Origin of the sequence: Poinsettia branch-inducing phytoplasma str. JR1, from assembly GCF_000309465.1 — a bacterium.
GTDB classification, from domain to species: domain Bacteria; phylum Bacillota_I; class Bacilli_A; order Acholeplasmatales; family Acholeplasmataceae; genus Phytoplasma; species Phytoplasma pruni.
Genome location: NZ_AKIK01000043.1, coordinates 1 through 18980 on the forward strand (window position 1 = coordinate 1; position 18980 = coordinate 18980).

An 18980-nucleotide genomic window follows, 5' to 3' on the forward strand; every position below is an offset into this window, starting at 1 on the left:
ATTTACTTTTCCTCTCTCTTTTTTTGCGGAAAAAAGAGGTTAATAACGTGATATTTTTTTCACTTTTTTAAAGAAGAAAAAAAGGAAATAATCTCCTTTTTTGAACTAAAATAATCTTTTTTTTAATATTAATGAATTTTACTATCATAAAAATGATTAGTTTTTTTTCTTAAAAAAATTTAAACAACCAAATAAATTGTTTTTCCTTTCGGACTTATGTCTGTCGTAGATCACTTTTTGTTTAAAATGTTGATAAAAATCAGTGATTTTCAGAATTTTGCCATCAGCATCATATTCTATAAATCTTTGAACATTATTCTTTAAACTTTTAGAATCGAAACAATATTTCCAAGAACGCATCAATTGCCCTTCTGGAGTGTATTCTAAAACTTGAGAAAGTTGTTCGTTGTCCGGGTGATAAATATTTTCTTGAATTAAACCTTCGTCCGGAAAATTAATTATTTTACCAATGGTTTTGCCTTGCAGGGAAAAAGTTTTCCCCTCGTATAAAACACCTTTTTTATTGTATTTGCGGATAAAATGTATCTGATCGCTATTTTGATAATTTTCTCTCACAGTTTTTAATTGTCCGTTAGGGTAAAAATTTTTATAAGAAAGAGCAAAAGTACCGTTTTGATGAAATTTGCTTTCTTGTGATAAAACGCCGTTTTTGTAATATTGAGAAAAAGTCAAATATGTTTCACCGTTGACGGTTTCTGTTTTTATATTATTTTTTTTCCTTTTTTCATCTGGAAAAAAATCTCCCTCTTCTTCTTGATAATGATGAACCTTTTTTACAGAAGACAGATCGTTAAAAACATTTTTACAATTTTTAGATGGGGAAGGAAAATAAGTAATCATAAAAAAGAAAAACATACCCAAAAGAAATATTTTGGTTATTCGTTGAAAAAATAATTTGTTAAACATCAGGCTTGCGAGCATACTTTCTATTTTGTTTTTTATAAAGCTGAATTAATAATATCAGCCACTTCTTGACCTATTTGTTGTGTATTTTTGCCTTTATATTCTTCATATTTAATATAAGGGTGAATGATTACTTCGATTTTTTTTCTTTTAAACCAAAATTTCTTTCTCATTTTATAAGCCCCTTTGAGAGTGATAGGAAGAATGTTTGCTTCGCCTTTAACAGCTATTTTATAAGCTCCATCTAAAGTACTGATGATTTTATCGTTTTTTTTGTTAACAACACCACCTTCAGGAAAAATAAGCATAGCTAGTTCTTGTTTCACATTTTCAATCGCTTGGTTTAAGTTTTGCGCTGTTGCGCGAGGATTGTCTCTGACTATTTTTAAACAATGAATAGAATTAAAATAATAACTTAAAAACCAACCCCAACAACCTTTATACAAATCATCTTTAGGCGAGAAAGACATAGTTCTATCAATCGCACAAGCGATAATAAAAGGATCAAAATTAGTTTTATGATTAGAATAAATTACTAAATTCCCTTTATAAGGTATTAATTCTTGGTTATAAACTGTTACTTTAATACGGAAAAATCTAAGAATTAATTTAGAGATGCTAGCAACAACTTTCTGTTGAAAAGAGTTGTTAATTTTTAACCTTCTGTTGATAAACATCATGATAAAAAACACCAATAAAACCATAATCCAAGATAAGGCTACACTAGCGAAAAAACTTAAAAAATAACCTTCTATGCCGCATTTACAATACACAACAAAGGAAATATAAAAAGTTAAAAAAGATGTAACGAAAAATAAAGTAAACATTATTTAACTTTGCCTCCTTTTTGATAAGTAGCAAAAATCAATTCTTCTTGGATATCTTTTTCTATGAGTTGGTATTGGGTCAAGTCTACGTAAGGAAAAAAAGAATCCCCTTGATACCTTTTTAAGATATGAGTGATATATAAAACATCAGCATAAGGCAAGGATTGAGCATAAATTTGACTTCCGCCTATAATAAAAATATTTTCTTGCGAATTTTGATATTTTTTTAAAAAAGCGATTAAATCGTTGACAATAATTCCGTCTGATAAATTGCCTTGTTGAGAATTGCTAGCGATATAAGCGGTAGCAAAAGGCAAAGATTTATTGCGGTAATATTGTTTTAAAGAAAGATAGGTATTCCACCCCATTAAAACTTTTTTTTGGAAAGTTTTTTTTTTAAAAAAAATCAGATCTTTAGGGTAATGCCAAGGTAAACTATTTTTATTTCCAATTAAAAAATTAGAATCCAAGGCGGTAATCAAACTAATCATACTGCTACTTCTCCTTTTAAAGATGGATAATAATGATAATTTTCTAATTTAAAATCTTCAAAGCAGAAATCTTCAATGTTTTTTACCTGAGGGTTTAAAAGCATTTGAGGTAGTTTTTTTGGTATACGCTTTCTTTGAATATTGATTTGTTCCAAATGGTTGTGGTAAATATGTGCATCACCTAAAGTATGAATAAATTCATAAGCTTCTAAACCGGTCACTTGTGCCACCATCATCAATAACAAAGAATATGAAGCGATATTAAAAGGGATGCCTAGAAAAACATCACCACTACGTTGAAACAATTGTAAAGAAATTTTGCCTTTATTGACATAAAACTGCATTAAGACATGACAAGGAGGTAAAACCATGTCATCTACCAAAGGCGGATTCCAAGTTGAAACAATTAAACGACGTGAATTAGGGTTTTTTTTGATTTCTTGAATGGTTTTTTGCAATTGATCTATTCCGGCAAAATCACGCCATTGTTTTCCATAAATAGGACCTAAATCCCCATGTTTTTGTGCAAATTGAGCATTTTTTTTAATTTTATCAATAAATTCTTTCTGACTTTCGCCTTGAAAATCTGACGATTGACAAAATTTTTGATAAGGCCATTCATTCCAAATATTAACATTATTCATTGCTAAGTAACGAATGTTAGTATCTCCTTTGATAAACCATAATAATTCATGAATAATAGATCTTAAATGAACTTTTTTAGTAGTAACCAAAGGAAAACCTTCCTCTAAATTAAAACGCATTTGATAACCAAAAATACTTTGAGTAACGAATTTAGTGCGATTTTTGCGCACTTCTCCTTTTTCTACAATCCAATTGCATAATTCTAAATATTGTTTCATATGAATCAAATTACCTTTTTTCATTTTGAGAAGTATTTTTTAATATTAAAAAAAATTAAACTTTTGGGAATATATTATTTTTGTTCATCTTTTAAAGAAAAGATTTAATCCGATTAAATGTTTTATTTAAAAGATGTTTTGTTATAAAGCGATAAAAAAGTTCAAAAATAATCAAGAGATTTTTTTAACATTAAAAAAATATTTATTAATTTGGCGGAGGAGAAGGGATTCGAACCCTCGCATCTTTTCAGATCTACGCGCTTTCCAAGCGAGCCTCTTAAACCACTTGAGTACCCCTCCGATAATTTTTACTACTTCAACATTTAAGTAAAGTCAAAGTGGTAAAAAGGTTTGAAAAAAGATTAGTTGTTTTGTTTTAAAGCCACAACATCTCGAGCTATAGCTATTTCTTCGTTAGTAGGGATAACCATTACTTTAACTGAAGATTCAGGTGTAGAAATGACTCTTTCTCCTGGCAGTCGTTGATTGTTTAAATCTTGATCTAAATAAATATTTAAAACCTCTAAACGTTTAACAACTTCTCTGCGGAAGAAAGAAGAATTTTCACCTATTCCGGCTGTAAAAATTAAAGCATCAGCACCTTTCAGTAAAACATAATAACTAGCGATATAATCAACAACTCTTTTGATTTGAATTTCAAAAGCTAATAAAGCTCTTTTGTTGTTTTTTTGAATCATGTTTTCTAAATCGCGTCCGTCATTAGAAATGCCTGAAACACCTAATAAACCGGATTTTTTATTTAATTCATTAATCACTTCTTTAGCTGTTTTATTTTCTTTATCAGCGATAAAAGTAACAATATTAGGATCTACATTGCCACTACGTGTTCCCATCGGTACGCCTTCTAAAGGAGTGAAGCCCATGGAAGTATCTACGGATTTGCCATTTTCAATAGCAGTTAAAGAAACGCCGTTGCCAGCATGACAAACTATTAATTTTAAGTTAGGTTTTTGGAAAATTTCTTGTGCTTTTTGGGAGATATATTGATAAGAGATGCCATGAAAACCGTATTTTCTAATTTTATATTTTTGATACCATTCATAAGGCGTCGCATATAAAAAGTTTTGTTCTTGCATAGTTTGATGGAAATTAGTGTCAAACACACCTACTTGTAAAGTTTGTGGCAAAACTTTTTTAAAAACTTTAATGCTTAAAAGGTTAGCAGGATTGTGAAGAGGAGCTAAATTATTTAAACTTTCAACTTGTTTAATGTTTTCCTCTGTTAAAACAACAGAATTTTTAAAATATTCTCCACCTTGAACAATTCTGTGCCCTACTCCATCAATTTCATCTAGCATTTTGATGAAGTTTTTTTCAATTAAATATTCTAACAACATTTCTACCGCTTGTTTGTGGTCCGAAATAGGAACAATTTGTTCTTGTTTGTGTCCTGGTGTTTTAATTTTAAAAATAGTATTCGTATTGCCTATTCTTTCAAATAAACCGTCACAAAGAACTTCTTCATTTTTCATATTTAATAATTGAAATTTTAAAGAAGAACTACCTGCATTAACAGACATGATTTTCATAATATATTTTTCTCCTTTTTATATTTTTTTCTAACATATTAGTTGGAAATATTTTCGTCAAAAACTTTTTTAATTTTATTCAAATTATAATTAAATTAAGCAACCTTTTTTATTTTAACATATAAAAATATTAAAAATGTATTTTTGAAGTAAAATTAATCTTTTATTTCCTGAAAATATCTATTATTGAATTACTTTGGAACAATAAAAAACATTTATGTTACGCAGCGAAGGAATTAAAAATAAAATAGATGGATAATTGTTAAATTTATTTTTCCCCCATTAAACGTCTTTTAGAATAAATGATTATAGTTTACCTTTCACATTGGAGTGATTATCGTTTAAAAAAGAAAAAAACTAAACTGTTGCGACAAATAAAACAGTTTAGTTTTGGGATTTTTAAAAATTAATTGACTATAGACTATAAAATAGATATTGTATAAAAAACAGGATAAAAGATGCTAGCGATAATAACCACTAAATCTCCGCCAATACGAGTAGAAATTTGCGCATAAGGCATCAATTCGAAGGAATCTGATGCTTCTAAAATAGCTAAATTACCTACCCCGCCAATACTGTTAGCACAAAGTCCACCAGCAATAGAAGCTTGTACTGGATAATAACCCATTTTGTTTCCGACAATAGCAGACGTTAATGCGGTTGTTAATACGGTTAAAACAGAAACAATGAAAAAGTTAATATTACTTACGTTTTTTATCACTGCATTAATATCTATCGTTACCCCGATAACAACTAAAATAGCGGAAGATAAGTTATTAGTCACTAATTTAGACGCTTGTTCAATACTTTTAACGAAACGATCAGAAATAATGTCAAACACTTTGAAAACTAAAACTAAAACCACTAAGAAAATAATAGTTGGTGGAATTAAATTTTTAGCACTTGGTATTAAACATGCAAGAAGAGAACGGGTTAAAGCACTTACAGCGTATAAAGCGAAAATAGCTACAAAACCAGTTTTAATTTGTTCAAAAGTAATTTTGTTTTCTTCTTTTTTAACTTCTGCCGTATTTGCTTCTGCATTAGGAACAACAGAAGGCAAAAGTTCTTTTTCTAATGAACCAGTTGGGCTGCTGAATTTACTTTTGCCAAATATTTTTTTAATTAATCCACTAAACATAACGCTTACTATACCGCCAATCAATAAAGCAGTTATTATGTGCGCTGTAAACAATGCTTGAACAGTCGTTCCATTGTCACCGCCTACAATCTCTTTTCCTTTTCTTTGGGAAAAAATAGTAGATAGAGGAATGATGCCGCAAGTCAGACCACCGCTAGCAATAGGGACGAAAATATAAAATAAAGCATTTAAAGCACCGTTTTTGTCTTGCCCACTACCACCAAGACCATCAATACCACCTATAGGGTTTAAAAACCAACCGGCTATACCGACAAATGTAGCTGAAACGATTAAAGAAATAACTACTAAAGATAAAAATTTAAGACCATTTCTTTTCAACATTTCTTTGTCAATTCCTAAAAGGCTCCCAACCACTAAAGAAGCAACAAACATTTCAGAAAAACCGATAGCACCGTTAAAGGTTTTTATATTATCTCTAAAAGCTTGTTGAAACAAATTGAATCGGAATTTATCGTTTAAAAATGTACAATTATAATTGAAAATAAAAGCAGGCACTAATAAGCTTAAAATAGCTCCACCGCCAATATCTTTTAAAATAGGAGTTTTTTTACCTATTACTTTAAATAATTCAGCTACAACCATAGCAATTAATAAAACACCAATTAAATTGTGCCATTTTATTACGCCTTTGTCAACTGTGTCAACTTTTTCCACGCTAAAAGAAAAGCCTAAATAAGCTATGGAAATAGCTAAAATAATTAAAATTAAATAAAGAGGGAAACCTAAAATAGTTATTGGTTTTTTAGAACTTGGAAACGAAATATTTTTTTCAGAATTTTGTGTTTGCATCAATATTTTTTATTCTTCTTTCTTAAATTTTTTTTATCATTATTTTTTATATTTAATGACTAAAATATTTCAACTTTTTTAATTGTTTCTAATTAAGGACTAAAAATATTTTTAATAATCGTTATTTATAACTATTATTAAACGATTAATTGATCTATCAAATGAGAGACAAAATCAAAAACTGTTGCTGGAGATTGAGAAGTGACAAAATTACCGCTCACAACTGTTGGAATTTCACTTGTATAATTGCCAACAATATACTTCTCATAACCAGGATAACAAGTAAATTGATGATTTTCTAATAAATTAAGTTTCCCTAAGAAAGATGGCGCTGCACAAATAGCTCCAATAATTTTGTTTCTATCGGCAAAATGTTTAATAATATCTAAAATTATTTGTAAGTCACGAACGTTTTCATCTAATAATTTTTTTACATATGGACCACCTGGAAGAATTAAAAAATCATAATTATCATAATTAACTTGATCAATATACATATCTGCTTTAACTTGAAGTTTTTGCGATGAAAAAACATTTAAAGATTCGTTTAATGTCAAAGTAGTAACATCTAAATTTGTTTTTTTCAGTAAAGCTCTTGTTACTAAAGCTTCACAATCTTCAAAACCATTATATAAAACCAATAAACCTTTCATAATTCTTATTCAATCTTAAATATTATTATCTTTTAAAAATAAAAATACTTAACAAAATTGATTCTCCTTTTTTATATAAATTTGCAAAAAAAATTTATCTTGTTTACTATTAAATTTTATCATTAATTTATGATTATTTTTTATATTTTTTGATTATTAATGAAATTTTGTTAAATTTCTTCTGATGATAAAATTTATTTTATCTTTGTTTAAAACCGGAAAATGATCTTTTTGAGGCGTATCGCGGTTCTAAGGAAAAAAAATATTTGTTTTTATAAATAAAAAAAGACTTTAATTTATAAAGTCTTTTGGTTATGAAACAAAAAAAACTTTTACTTATTAGAAAAAATATCTAGGACGGTATTTATTTTTTTTAATTGGTTCATAATAAGCGACCCAATTTTCTTTTTGATCTAAAACCACGAAAGGTTCATCAGTTATAATCTGTCTTTCGTCTAAATAAACACCGTTTTGTACCAATCTAACTAAATAATCGTTTAAAAGGATTTGTTTATGATTTTGAAATAAGATTTTAACATCGTTTAAATCTTCTAAACTAACCTCATCAATTTTTTTAGCGCGTTTCCAATCATAAGAACCAATTTGGGTTCTTGTTAAAGATTGTAAAGAACCGTAAGTATTCATTTTTTCCCCAATATCTCTCGCTAAGCTTCTAATATAGGTTCCTTTGGAAACATTAGTCACGAATTCTATTTGATCGTTTTTCAAAGCTGAAACAATCTCTAAATGATATATTTTAACTTTTCTAGGAGCAACATCTATTTCAATGTTTTTCCTCGCTAAATCATATAATTTCCCCCCTTTAACTTTAATGGCGGAATAAAGAGGAGGTTTTTGTAGATATTGTTTTTGATCGAAAAAACGAAAACTTTCTTGTACCATTTCATTAGTCAAAGGTATTTCTTTTTGAGCAGTTAAAGTACCAGTTATATCTAAAGTGTCGTATTGTTTGTTAAAAACCATATTCCCCTGATAACCTTTATTTAAATGTTCAAACAAAAAAGCTAATTTAGTCGCTCGATTGATTAAAACGATTAAAAGCCCTTTCGCCATAGGATCTAAAATCCCTGTATGACCTGTTTTAGTAAAATTAAATTTTTTTTTGATTTTATAAACAACATCATGTGATGTCATATTAGGTTCTTTATTTATTAAAAAAAATCCATCCATATTTCATTATTAAACACTGCTTTCTTTTTTATCAAAAACAATTATGCATTATTTTCTAAAAAAGATTTTAATTCTTCTGAAGAACAATAGCCTATTCTTTTTTTGATTTCTTTCCTGTTTTTATAAAAAACTAAAGTAGGGAAGGTGTTTACTTTATTTTCTTTCGTTATTTCCGGATGTTGATCAATATCGATTTTGACTAAAGAAATATTTTTATTTTTGGTAAAATATTCATCTAAAACAGGCATTAATTTTTGGCAAGGAAAACACCAAGAAGCGTAAAAATATACTAAAACTAATTCTTGTTGATTAATTAACTGTTGAAAATCTATTTTTGGAGTAGTGTTGTCTGACATTTGTGTATAACCTTTCTAAATTATATTCAAAATTATTTTCTAATCGATATCATAAAATGATATTCATTATTATTATAATACATTGTCTCTTTTAAAAAAATATTTACTCCTCAAAGAAGTATATTTTCTAGATATAAACAACATTAAAAAAGACCTTTTTAAAAATAAGGTCTAAATAAAAATTTGTCATAATTATCTATTTGCGATAACATCAATTGGCTTTTTGCGCGATAATTTGTAAATTGGAAGAGCAATAGAAAGGAATGTTAAAACGTAAACAAATAAATATTCCACTCCTAAAATCAACCAAAATCTAAGTGTTGCTATTATTGAAAAAACTGTAAACCTTGCTCCTACTAACAAATGGAAAGCTAAAATTAATATATTGATGGTTGTTGCGTAAATAAATCCTTCAGATAAAAATATTTTAGAAACTGTTGAACCTCGCGCTCCTAAAGCTCTTAAAGAACCAATTTCTTTCTTTTTCAATTTAATGCTGGCGTTGAAATACATGTATATCATCATAAAGGCAATAAGACTCATAACTATTAAAACAATAATTAAACCTATGCGAGCCAAATACAACTGTTCTTTTAAAGTGTCATATTTTTGTTCAAGCTGCAAATTTACACTTTCTTCAATTTGTTTTTTCATTGCAGGGTTCGCATTTGCATAACCTGTAATTGTAACTAAGATAAGTTTCCGTAATGCTTCTTTAAAAGAAAGAAAAGTTTCTACAATGAATGCAAAAATAGTCGCCGCCCAAGAAACAATGAGTGCCGAAAACACTAATGAAACTTTTTTATTTTTGAAAGTAGAAGTTCCCATTTTAAAAGCTTTTTTCCAAGGTAGTTGACTTGAAACATTTTTCAATGTTACTGGTTGTTCTTCTAGAAGAACTTCTTGTGTTGGCACAAATCCTTCTCTATGAGCGTTTTTAGCTTGATCTTGAATTTGTTGAATTATGTCTTCGTTTAAAACTTGTCCTTTAGTGAACTTAGGTTGCTTAGTTTTAACTAAGTTTCGGTTTTTAGTTAAATCTTCTATAATTTGACCATCTTTTAATTCGATCACACGGTCTCCATATTTAAAAGCACTTTCAACATCGTGAGAAATTATAAGAACTAATTTATCTTGTGATAATTTTTTTAAAATATTAAAAATTTGTTCGCCAGTTTTTGAATCCAGGTTCCCTGTTGGTTCATCCGCTAAAATAATCTCCGGATTTTTAACCAAAGCACGAGCGATGGCTATTCTTTGTTTTTGTCCGCCTGATAATTCGTTAATTTTTCTTTCTTCATAACCTAAAAGTTCCATTTCTTTTAATAAGTTATAAATTAGTTTATTGTCCGGTTTTTGGCCCTGAAGCTCATTCGCTAAAGCGATATTTTCATAAACATTCATACTTTCTATTAAATTAAATTCTTGGAAAATAAAGCCTAAAACGCCGTTTCGATAGTCGTCTAAATCATTTTGTTTTAATTCTTTTATAGAAAACTTATTAATTAATATATCTCCACTATCACACTTATCGAGTCCTCCCAACAAGTTTAAAAGAGTCGATTTGCCCGATCCTGATTTTCCTAAAATAAAGATTAAACCTTTATTTGGCAATTTTAAAAAGATATTATTTAAACCTATTGTAGGTACGCCGGTTTTAGTAACAAAACCCTTATTAATTTTGATTAACTCAAACATTCTTAAATCCTTTTCTTTCTAAAAAGAATAAATTGAACTAGTTTTTTTTTAATTTTGTAAAATTGAAAGGTTAAAAGTTGACTAGTTTAATTTGATTTTCTCTTCATCAACTCATTTTAACACAAAAGAAAGCCTTTTTGGCAAAAATAAAGCCCCCTTCTTTATTTGAAATAAAAAAACGCCCATTAATTTTAAAAAAAAGACCTTCGAAAATCTTTATTATTCTTTATTCTTATCTTTTTCGTCAAATAAAGGTTTATAAAAATTTCTTTTACCTACAGCTGATAAGGGTTCTGAAAATTCTCCCGATGGAGTTTTTTCTAAAAGTTCTCCCAAAGCGGTTAATTTAGCGTCTATATCGTCTAAATGCCATAATAAAAGCGCTTCGCTAGTTTGAGGTCTTTTAGGGGCTCCATATTCTAAAAAACCGTGATGAGAAATTAATAAGTGTTTTAATAATGTTACTTCTTCTTTATCTTGATAACCTAAATTCATCGCTTCTTCATGAATGTTGTTAGAACCTAACACTAAATGACCTAATAAAGAACCTTTTTTTAAATATTTTTTTTGGGAAAAATCGAATTCTTCTATTTTGGCCATATCATGTAAAATTATTCCAGCATACAATAAATCAACGTTTAAAAAAGAATGAATTTGTACGAAAGATTCAGCTGATTTTAACATATTAGTTGTGTGATAACCTAATCCGCCGTAATAATTATGATGCGTTTTTAAAGCTGCCGGCCAAATTAAAAAAGAAGTTTTATTTTTCAAATATAAATTAGTCGTGATTTCTTTTAATATTTTATTTTGAATTTTATCTAAATAAGTTTGAATTATTTCATCAACTAAAGCGAACGAAATAGGAGAACAATTAAAAAAATGCGAATAAAGTTCATAAGTTGGTTGATAATCTAATACATTCTCTATTAAAGTATAATCTTGACAAATAAAAACCGTATCTTCTTTTTTTTCAGCACAAATGACCGTAAAAAGATAAATCTTATCTTTAATAGGAGGAGTATATTGTTGAGGTTCTAATTTAATGTTAACGCATTTTCCTTCAGGTAAAGAAATAGTCGTATTATAGAAGCCTTCTCCTTGGTTGATACCAGTTACTTTCCCTATTAATTGATATTTTTGACCAATTTTTTTTTCTTTTAAAATATTGCTTTGATTTTTATACATCTTTTTTCCTCTTTTTAATTCATTTATAAAAAAACCTTTATAAGTTAATTTTTCCATACTTTTTGTATTCGCTATTTATTTAAATTTAATTTTTTTTTTATTTGTTGATTTAAAGAAGCATGTTGTTGAGCGTCGTATTCTGATAAGAGATAATGTTGTTTTTGATACCAAAAAGCTATTTGTTGAAATAAGGTTTTTTCTTCTGACTTAAAAGGATAATCATTGATAATTTTTGGTTCCAAAAAAAAAGCTAAACTAAAAAATAATTCGTAAGTAAAATGGTTTATTTTCTTTTCTAAGGCGAAAAGAACGATTTTTTTAAAACTAGTTAACACTTCAAGAGCGTTATTATCTCGGAAAGAACGAAACGCTTTGGTAAGATTTTTCTGTTTTAAAATTTTTTTCCATTCTTTTAATAAAGTTTGCGGTTTTATTTTTGCCAATAAAACAATATTTTCTTTTAAAACTTTTTTCGTTTTAACTTCCAGATCAAAATTCAATTTAGCTTGTAGATAAAAAATCCTCATCATCCTTAAAGCATCTTCTGTGAATTTTTGATACGGATCACCTACTGTTCTAATCAGTTTTTTAGCTAAATCCTGCCTTCCATTAACATAATCGATAATTTCATCATCTTCATTTAATAGTAAGCTATTTATAGTGAAATCACGTCTCATAAGATCTATTTTAATATCAGAGATAAAAGATATTTCTGAAGGATAACGATGTGAGAGGTATTTCCCTTCTTTGCGATAAGTAGTGATTTCAAAAGAATGACCTTCCCAAAAAATTTTTAAAGAACCATATTTCAAACCAGTAGGAACAGAAGGAAATAATTTTTGCACCACAGAAGGATGAGCGTTAGTAGTAATATCTACATCAGAAAAAGACACATTTAACAATAAATCTCTCACTGCTCCTCCAACAATAAAAGCTTCAAAGTGGTTTTGTTTTAAAATTTTTAAAACTTTTTGAGCTGTCTTTATTTTATCTATTTGTTTATGATTAACTTTCATAAAAGTCTCTTTTAGATTATTTTTTTGAATTTTATAAATCTTGTAAAATAATCCCTACTCCAACAACATTATTGCCGACATGAGCGCCTAAAGAAGGAGATGAAGGCATTTCGAAAATATTAGTTAAATTTAGTTCTTTTTCTAAAGCGACTCTAAAATCTTTTCTTAATCCAGGGTTTCCAGTAAAGGGCAAATACAGAAGATATTTTCTACCTTTAGTATAATCTTTAATTTGGTTAATAATATAATCAAAAGCTTTTTCGATAGAGAAAGTTTTTTGTACCATCACTATTTGACCTTTGTCGTTTAGTTGTAAAATAGGTTTAACCCTAAAAAATCTTCCTAAAAAACCTTTTGTTTTAGTTAAACGACCATTTTGGATTAATTGAGTTAAAGAATTAACAACAAAAAAGATCGTATTATTGGCTTTTATTTTATCTAAATGTTGAATAACTTCCGAAACAGAAGCCCCTTGTTTAAATAAACGTAACCCTTCCAGAGCGAAATAGCCTTCCGAAAAACCAACTGTATTAGTGTTATAAGGAATCACTTCAATTTCGTCTTTCACTATTTTTTGCGCTTGAACGACGCCATTATAAGTACCGCTCAATTGGGCAGAAATAGTAGTCACTAAAACCCTTTTATAACCTTGTTGAGCTAATTTTTTAAAATAATTTACCAATTCGCCTACTGAAATTTGAGATGTTTTAGGCACTAATTTCGGATTTTTATTTAAAATTTCGTAAAATTCATAAGCACTTAAATTTTCTCCGTCTATATATTCTTTACCATCAATATAGATTTTAATCCTTATTAAATCAATTTCACCAGCTTCAGAATAATAATCTAAACAACTAGTCGAAGTAGAAACTACTTTTGTATTCATATTTCTTTTTGTCCTCTAATGTACTTTAAATTTAAACATAAATTATTTTATATCAACATTATAACAAAAAAAAGATAAAAAACCATGATTTAAGAATCTCTATTGGAAAGGGTTGTCCAACGAATAAACAATTATCTTAATTTATGAGCTTTATTTATCAATAATTAGAAACTTTCTAACTTAACGAATTTTTTAAAAACTATTTTGTCCCTTTTTTCATTAATAAAAAAGAATGAAAAAAAATTGATTCAATTTATCCCAAAAACAATAAAAATATATTATAATTGAGTTAGTTAATTCTATTTCTAATAATTTATTTCTCAAAAGATTCGAAAAGTAATGGTACAAAAAAATCATGAAAAAAAATAATCATTCTCCAATAAAAAATATTTTTAAAATTATTGTTACTGTTTTCTATTACGTTATTTTATTCTTAGTTGTTTTAATGATGTTATTTAATGTTTTTGGAACATTAGCTACCACTTTGAAATATTTTCGTTTTAGTTTATCTAAAGTGCCGACGCCAAGCATGTACCCAACTATCAAACCGGGAGATTATGTTTTAATTAAATATATATCAGACGAAGATAAGGAAAAATTAAAACCATCTAGCAAAGGTAAAAAAGATGGAGATATCATTGTTTTTGAACCTAGCGGGAAACAAGCAGATGGCACAACGTCAGATATTTCAGATTTGCAAAAAAAAGGTGCTCGATATGTTATCCATAGAGTTGTTAAAAACAAGATCAACGAAAGAAATACCAAAGACAAAGATAAAACATTAATAACGACCAAAGGAGATAACGAAGCGACTAATAAGGAATCTGCGGATTATGAAACAAATTTACGATATGAGGATATTAGAGCTAAACACGTGCTTATTATTCCCGAATTTTATGTTTATTTTGTCTTTTTTGTAGTCTTGATCTTATTTATGTTTGATTTATATTTATCCTATATAAGGGACGATAGCAAAGAAGAGGAAAAAGAATAAAAATACCATTAATTAAAAGAATTGGGATAAAATAATATTGTGTGGAAAACCATCATAGAACAAGAAAAACAAAAAAAATATTTTCAAAAAATATCGCTTTTTTTAGAAGAAGAATATAACCAAGGTAAAGAAATTTTCCCTCCTCAAAAAAATATTTTTAATGCTTTTGAATTCACCCCTTGGGAGAAAGTAAAAGTAGTTATTTTAGGACAAGATCCTTATCCCGGCGTTAATCAAGCTCATGGCTTGTCTTTTAGTATTTTAAACGATAAAACGCCCGCTAGTTTAAGAAATATTTTTAAAGAGTTGAAAAATGATTTATCTTTAGAAACAAAGACAAACAATTTGTCTAATTGGGCTTTTCAAGGAGTTTTATTATTAAACGCTATTTTAACGGTAGAAAAAGGAAAACCTTTAAGTCATAGTTATATCGGTTGGCAAAGTTTTACTAAAAATATTTTAAAAACTTTAAACCGCAAAGAAAAGATTGTCTATATTTTATGGGGTAAATTCGCACAAACTTTTGAACCATACATTGATGCGGAAAAAAATTATATTATTAAAAGTCCCCATCCTTCGCCCCTTTCAGCTCATAGAGGATTTTTCGATTCTCAACCTTTTTCTAAAACAAACCAATATTTAGCGCAAAATAAAATTCCTATTATTGATTGGTCTTTAACTTAAAAATAAAAACAAGATAGCTAAATCGATCAATTAAATCATTCTTTTTCCAAGGAAAAATAAGAGGTTTTTAATGTCTGAAAATCACACTTTTAAATTAAATTTAGAACAAATAAAAAGTCTGCAAAAAAAATACCAAAAAGACATGATTTCGCATAATAATCCTACCGTTATGGCGGTTATTAAAAAAAACAATGTTAAAATTACTTTTTTTAAAACAGGAACTTGTTTGCTTCAAGGTAAAAATATTCAAACAGAAATTGCTTTTATTCAAGAAAAATTGAATTTTCCCCAGCAAACAAACCTTCCTTTGTCTAATCCTCCTTCCCAGACTTTATCTTCTGAATCTTCTCCCCGCCTTATTAAAGAGAGTCTTTTAGCAAAAACAAATAACATTGGTTTGGACGAAGTAGGAACAGGCGATGTTTTCGGTCCGGTTGTGGTATGTGCTGTTTTAATAAGAAAAGAAGAGATGTCTTTTTTACAAGAAATAGGCATTCAAGATTCTAAAAAATTATCTTCTCAACAAATTTTGAACATAGCTCCTTTAGTGATGCGAAAAGTACCTTATCGTGTGCAAATCCTTTCTCCTCAAGAATACAACCTTTTAATTCAAAACAATAATTTGAATAAAATCAAAGCTTTATTGCATAACAATAATCTTTTAAAATTTTTAAAGGAATTGCCGAATCCAAAATACTCTGTTATTTTGGATCAATTTGCTTCTCCTAAAAATTATTTCGCTTATTTAGCCAACGAAAAAGAAGTTTTCCGCAATCTTCTTTTGGAAACCCAAGCTGAATCTAAATATTTAAGCGTTGCTTTAGCTTCTATTATCGCTAGATATGTTTTTTTACAAGAAATCAAAACTTTAAATAAATCCCTACAAATAGAGTTAAAATTAGGTGCTTCTAAGTTAGTGGATGAACAAATTAAGTGGATTTATCAAAACAAAGGTTTAGAGGTTTTAAAAAATATTTCTAAAAATAATTTTAGAAATATCAGAACTTATTTAAAATAACGTTATCTTATAAATAATAGTTATTCTTTTAAAAAAATAGAAGAAAAAAGAGGTTTTTTAATTATGTCTACTATATTTACTAAAATTATTCGCCAAGAAATTCCTGGTTATATTTTATATGAAGATGATTTAGTGGTCGCTTTTTTAGATGTTTCGCAAAACACTAAAGGGCATACATTAGTGGCGACTAAAGAGGAATATGCGAATATACACGCAGTTCCAACAGAGATCTTAAAACATTTATTTGGAGTAGTCCAACAAATGAGTCACGTTTTAGTTCAAACTTTTAACGCTGAAGGAATCAATTTATTAAACAATAACGGCGCAATAGCCGGTCAAACAGTTTTTCATTTTCACGTGCATTTATTGCCGCGTTATAACGAAAAAGAGCTGATAATTGACACTGTTAATCATATGAACAAATTGACTAAAACAGATTATCAAGAAATTCAAAACAGTATTTTACAAAACTGGCATAAATAAATTTTTTTTGTTAAAATAAAAAATATGATTAAATAACCTTTTTTAATTATTTAAAAAAAATTCCCAAGAAAGGAGGATAGTATAAGAATGAATTGGCCAACTAAAAAAGTAGAACGACAAACAATAGGTGAAGAAATCGCTAACGCGATATCACACGGCATAATGGTTCCTTTCAGTATTTTTATTTTTTATTTTTTTCATAAATGTTCTTTACATGGTAAAGATCACAGTCGTATTCCTTTATTCGCTTTTATTGTGACTATGATGATCCTTTATTCTATGAGTTCTTTATATCACGCTTTAGCTTTTACTAAAGCTAAAAAAATATTCAAAAGATTAGATCATATAAGTATTTATTTATTGATTTGGGGCAGTTTCTTCCCTTTTTTATTTTTAAAATTAGATCAAGAGTTGTTTTCTATCGGCAGTCTTAAAGTGACAAAAGGTTGGATCTTTTTCTTGATCCAAACCATAGTGGTTTTTATAGGAATGTCTTTTAAAATCTTGAGTTTCGATAAAGGCGAAAAATTACATTTGTTTTTATTTTTAATCTTAGGTTGGAGTGGTCTTTTTTTAATCCATTCTCTTTGGTATTTGAAAACGAGTTTGTTGTTTTTGGTCTTAGGTGGAGTCGCTTACAGCGCAGGAGTTATTTTTTATAATAATTCCTATAAGAAATATTACCATTTTATTTGGCATCTTTTCGTTAATGCTGGTAATCTTTTACATGTTGTAGCTATCCATTATATGTTAGAAAAATTGTAAAGTTAACCATAAATATTAACAAATAATAGAATTTTACTATATAAATGCAAAAAATTAAGAATATCAAATCTATTTAAACAATTAAAAAAAGACCTCTTTTAAATAAGAGGTCTTTTTTTGTTAATATTAAAGCATTTTTTATATAACTTTTCTGGATTTCTTTAACTGGTGAATCATAAGCATGTTTTTTTGGCGGTTGTTTTGATCTTCTTTTACAGGATCACCCTTTTTATATTCGATCAATTCGGAAGCATTGTTTTTGTCTTTGTTAAGGTTAATAACCGATTTATGATTCTTTCGATTTGGTTTTTGTACATTATAAACACCATAATAAGTAGTTTCTATTTTTTGGTATGGATAAGGATAAAACGCCTCAGAACCATAAAAATATTCTTTTTCCGTAATCCTATAACTTTTATCAGAGGGAAAATATTGATAATAAATAAATTTCTTTATTAGTTAAACTAAATTCACTTTTATCCTCTAGTTTCTTCATCGATATGTTTTTCAATATATGGCATTTCAAACAAACGATCAGTTCATAAAAAAGGCACAGTTGGAGGAGGGGTAAAACTAAGATAAGGTAATTTATAAGATACTAAAGTGATTTGATGATTATTAACTTTAAAACCTTTCCAAAACCCTTCATCTTGAAAGAGTAGGTGATAAGTGAATAAAGTTGTTTTTCTATTTAAATAAAATTTAAACAAAAGGAGATTTAAATGTCTGGATATACAGTTTATGAATTAATAAGCCGCTGGATTTATAATTAAAGAATTATAAGACCGCAACCGTCTTTAAACTAAAAATAAGGAGAATAAAAAATGTTAAACAAAGTTTAATTAATCGGTCGAATTGCACATAATTTAGAAAAACAATACATTATAACACAGTAATAACAAAAAAATCCCTAAAATAGATTTTCACTTAGCTGTTAATCAACCCAAAGAAAAAGTAGATTTTATTCTTTGTGTTGTTTTTAAAACACAAGTTGAAAACTGTCACAAATATTTACATAAAGGATCTAAAATTTATCTAGAAGGAACATTATCTATCCAAAAATACACCAACAACGAAGGTCAAAAGAAAACAAATACAAAAGTGATCGTACATAAAATCATCTTTTTAGATAATAAACCTCAAACTAGATAATTTACCATTTTAAAACAACATATTATTACATACTCATTTTCAAGTAGGTAAGAAAATAGAACCTCGGCGGAGGTTCTATTCCTGTAATAACAGTATCTTTTTTTTGACCGTTATTTTTATTTTAAAATAAAAGAACATTGATATTGAACATCTTAACTTTTCAAAAGAAAACAGGACAGAAACAAATAATCTAAAGTTTTATCAACTTATTTTAAAAAAATAAAAATAAATAACTTTGATATGCATACCATTACTTCTTTATAATGACATTCTTTTTTTTTTTTCTTCTT

At 27.8% G+C, this 18980-nt stretch carries 19 protein-coding genes, 1 tRNA gene and 1 pseudogene; 6 read left to right on the forward strand and 15 right to left on the reverse strand.

From position 1 onward, the window contains the following. Positions 1-156: 156 nt before the first annotated feature. From ON17_RS01110 to ON17_RS01175, 14 genes are all read right to left on the reverse strand, one after another. The gene (locus tag ON17_RS01110; protein WP_261974244.1) at positions 157-861 is read right to left on the reverse strand and encodes a hypothetical protein; all 705 of its coding nucleotides are present in this window, start codon (positions 859-861) and stop codon (positions 157-159) included. A gap of 98 nt (positions 862-959) precedes the next feature. Next, complete coding sequence (locus tag ON17_RS01115; protein ID WP_017191648.1) at positions 960-1751, reverse strand: lysophospholipid acyltransferase family protein; 792 nt, start codon at positions 1749-1751, stop codon at positions 960-962. Then, on the reverse strand, positions 1751-2242 hold the full coding sequence (locus tag ON17_RS01120) for a dihydrofolate reductase (RefSeq protein WP_017191649.1): 492 nt from the start codon (positions 2240-2242) through the stop codon (positions 1751-1753). The genes ON17_RS01115 and ON17_RS01120 overlap by 1 nt, the downstream gene beginning before the upstream one ends. Next, positions 2239-3105, reverse strand: coding sequence for a thymidylate synthase (thyA, locus tag ON17_RS01125; protein ID WP_017191650.1), 867 nt, complete (start codon positions 3103-3105; stop codon positions 2239-2241). Before thyA ends, ON17_RS01120 begins: the two co-directional genes overlap by 4 nt. A 211-nt stretch (positions 3106-3316) precedes the next feature. Continuing rightward, positions 3317-3405, reverse strand: a tRNA-Ser gene (locus ON17_RS01130). Between the two features lie 62 nt (positions 3406-3467). Next, positions 3468-4655: an acetate kinase gene (locus ON17_RS01135; RefSeq protein WP_017191651.1), complete on the reverse strand. Its 1188-nt coding sequence runs from the start codon at positions 4653-4655 to the stop codon at positions 3468-3470. Between the two features lie 421 nt (positions 4656-5076). Continuing rightward, a complete protein-coding gene (locus ON17_RS01140; protein ID WP_017191652.1) occupies positions 5077-6606 on the reverse strand; it encodes a 2-hydroxycarboxylate transporter family protein in 1530 nt (509 codons plus the stop codon). Between the two features lie 137 nt (positions 6607-6743). Continuing rightward, a complete protein-coding gene (locus ON17_RS01145) occupies positions 6744-7259 on the reverse strand; it encodes a DJ-1/PfpI family protein (RefSeq protein ID WP_017191653.1) in 516 nt (171 codons plus the stop codon). Between the two features lie 339 nt (positions 7260-7598). Next, a complete protein-coding gene (truB, locus tag ON17_RS01150; RefSeq protein WP_017191654.1) occupies positions 7599-8450 on the reverse strand; it encodes a tRNA pseudouridine(55) synthase TruB in 852 nt (283 codons plus the stop codon). Between the two features lie 41 nt (positions 8451-8491). Beyond that, on the reverse strand, positions 8492-8806 hold the full coding sequence (locus ON17_RS01155) for a thioredoxin family protein (protein ID WP_017191655.1): 315 nt from the start codon (positions 8804-8806) through the stop codon (positions 8492-8494). Between the two features lie 192 nt (positions 8807-8998). After that, positions 8999-10504 carry an ATP-binding cassette domain-containing protein gene (locus ON17_RS01160; RefSeq protein ID WP_017191656.1) on the reverse strand — a complete coding sequence of 502 codons (1506 nt, stop codon included), beginning with the start codon at positions 10502-10504 and terminating at the stop codon, positions 8999-9001. A 219-nt stretch (positions 10505-10723) separates the two neighbouring features. After that, complete coding sequence (locus ON17_RS01165) at positions 10724-11749, reverse strand: HD domain-containing protein (protein WP_017191657.1); 1026 nt, start codon at positions 11747-11749, stop codon at positions 10724-10726. A gap of 14 nt (positions 11750-11763) precedes the next feature. Next, positions 11764-12708 (reverse strand): CCA tRNA nucleotidyltransferase, encoded by a 945-nt coding sequence (locus tag ON17_RS01170; RefSeq protein ID WP_017191658.1) that lies wholly within the window; start codon positions 12706-12708, stop codon positions 11764-11766. A 31-nt stretch (positions 12709-12739) separates the two neighbouring features. Beyond that, a complete protein-coding gene (locus ON17_RS01175; RefSeq protein ID WP_017191659.1) occupies positions 12740-13594 on the reverse strand; it encodes a DegV family protein in 855 nt (284 codons plus the stop codon). Between the two features lie 355 nt (positions 13595-13949). Between ON17_RS01175 and ON17_RS01180 the strand changes: the two genes are divergently transcribed. The 5 genes from ON17_RS01180 to trhA all read left to right on the forward strand — a co-directional run bounded on the left by ON17_RS01180 (position 13950) and on the right by trhA (position 17538). Further along, the gene (locus ON17_RS01180) at positions 13950-14588 is read left to right on the forward strand and encodes a S26 family signal peptidase (protein WP_017191660.1); all 639 of its coding nucleotides are present in this window, start codon (positions 13950-13952) and stop codon (positions 14586-14588) included. Positions 14589-14627: 39 nt separating this feature from the next. Then, positions 14628-15272, forward strand: a complete 645-nt coding sequence (locus ON17_RS01185; protein WP_017191661.1) for a uracil-DNA glycosylase — start codon at positions 14628-14630, stop codon at positions 15270-15272. 70 nt (positions 15273-15342) lie between these two features. Next, positions 15343-16290 (forward strand): ribonuclease HIII, encoded by a 948-nt coding sequence (gene rnhC / locus ON17_RS01190; RefSeq protein WP_017191662.1) that lies wholly within the window; start codon positions 15343-15345, stop codon positions 16288-16290. Between the two features lie 63 nt (positions 16291-16353). Continuing rightward, on the forward strand, positions 16354-16773 hold the full coding sequence (locus ON17_RS01195) for an HIT family protein (protein WP_017191663.1): 420 nt from the start codon (positions 16354-16356) through the stop codon (positions 16771-16773). Between the two features lie 87 nt (positions 16774-16860). Then, positions 16861-17538, forward strand: coding sequence for a PAQR family membrane homeostasis protein TrhA (gene trhA, locus ON17_RS01200; protein ID WP_017191664.1), 678 nt, complete (start codon positions 16861-16863; stop codon positions 17536-17538). Between the two features lie 539 nt (positions 17539-18077). Here the strand turns inward: trhA and ON17_RS03540 are convergent. Beyond that, positions 18078-18248 carry a hypothetical protein gene (locus ON17_RS03540; protein WP_017191665.1) on the reverse strand — a complete coding sequence of 57 codons (171 nt, stop codon included), beginning with the start codon at positions 18246-18248 and terminating at the stop codon, positions 18078-18080. Positions 18249-18383: 135 nt separating this feature from the next. On the opposite strand from ON17_RS03540, the pseudogene ON17_RS03355 reads away from it, so the two are divergent. Then, a pseudogene (locus tag ON17_RS03355) lies at positions 18384-18703 on the forward strand (single-stranded DNA-binding protein). Positions 18704-18980: the final 277 nt, after the last annotated feature.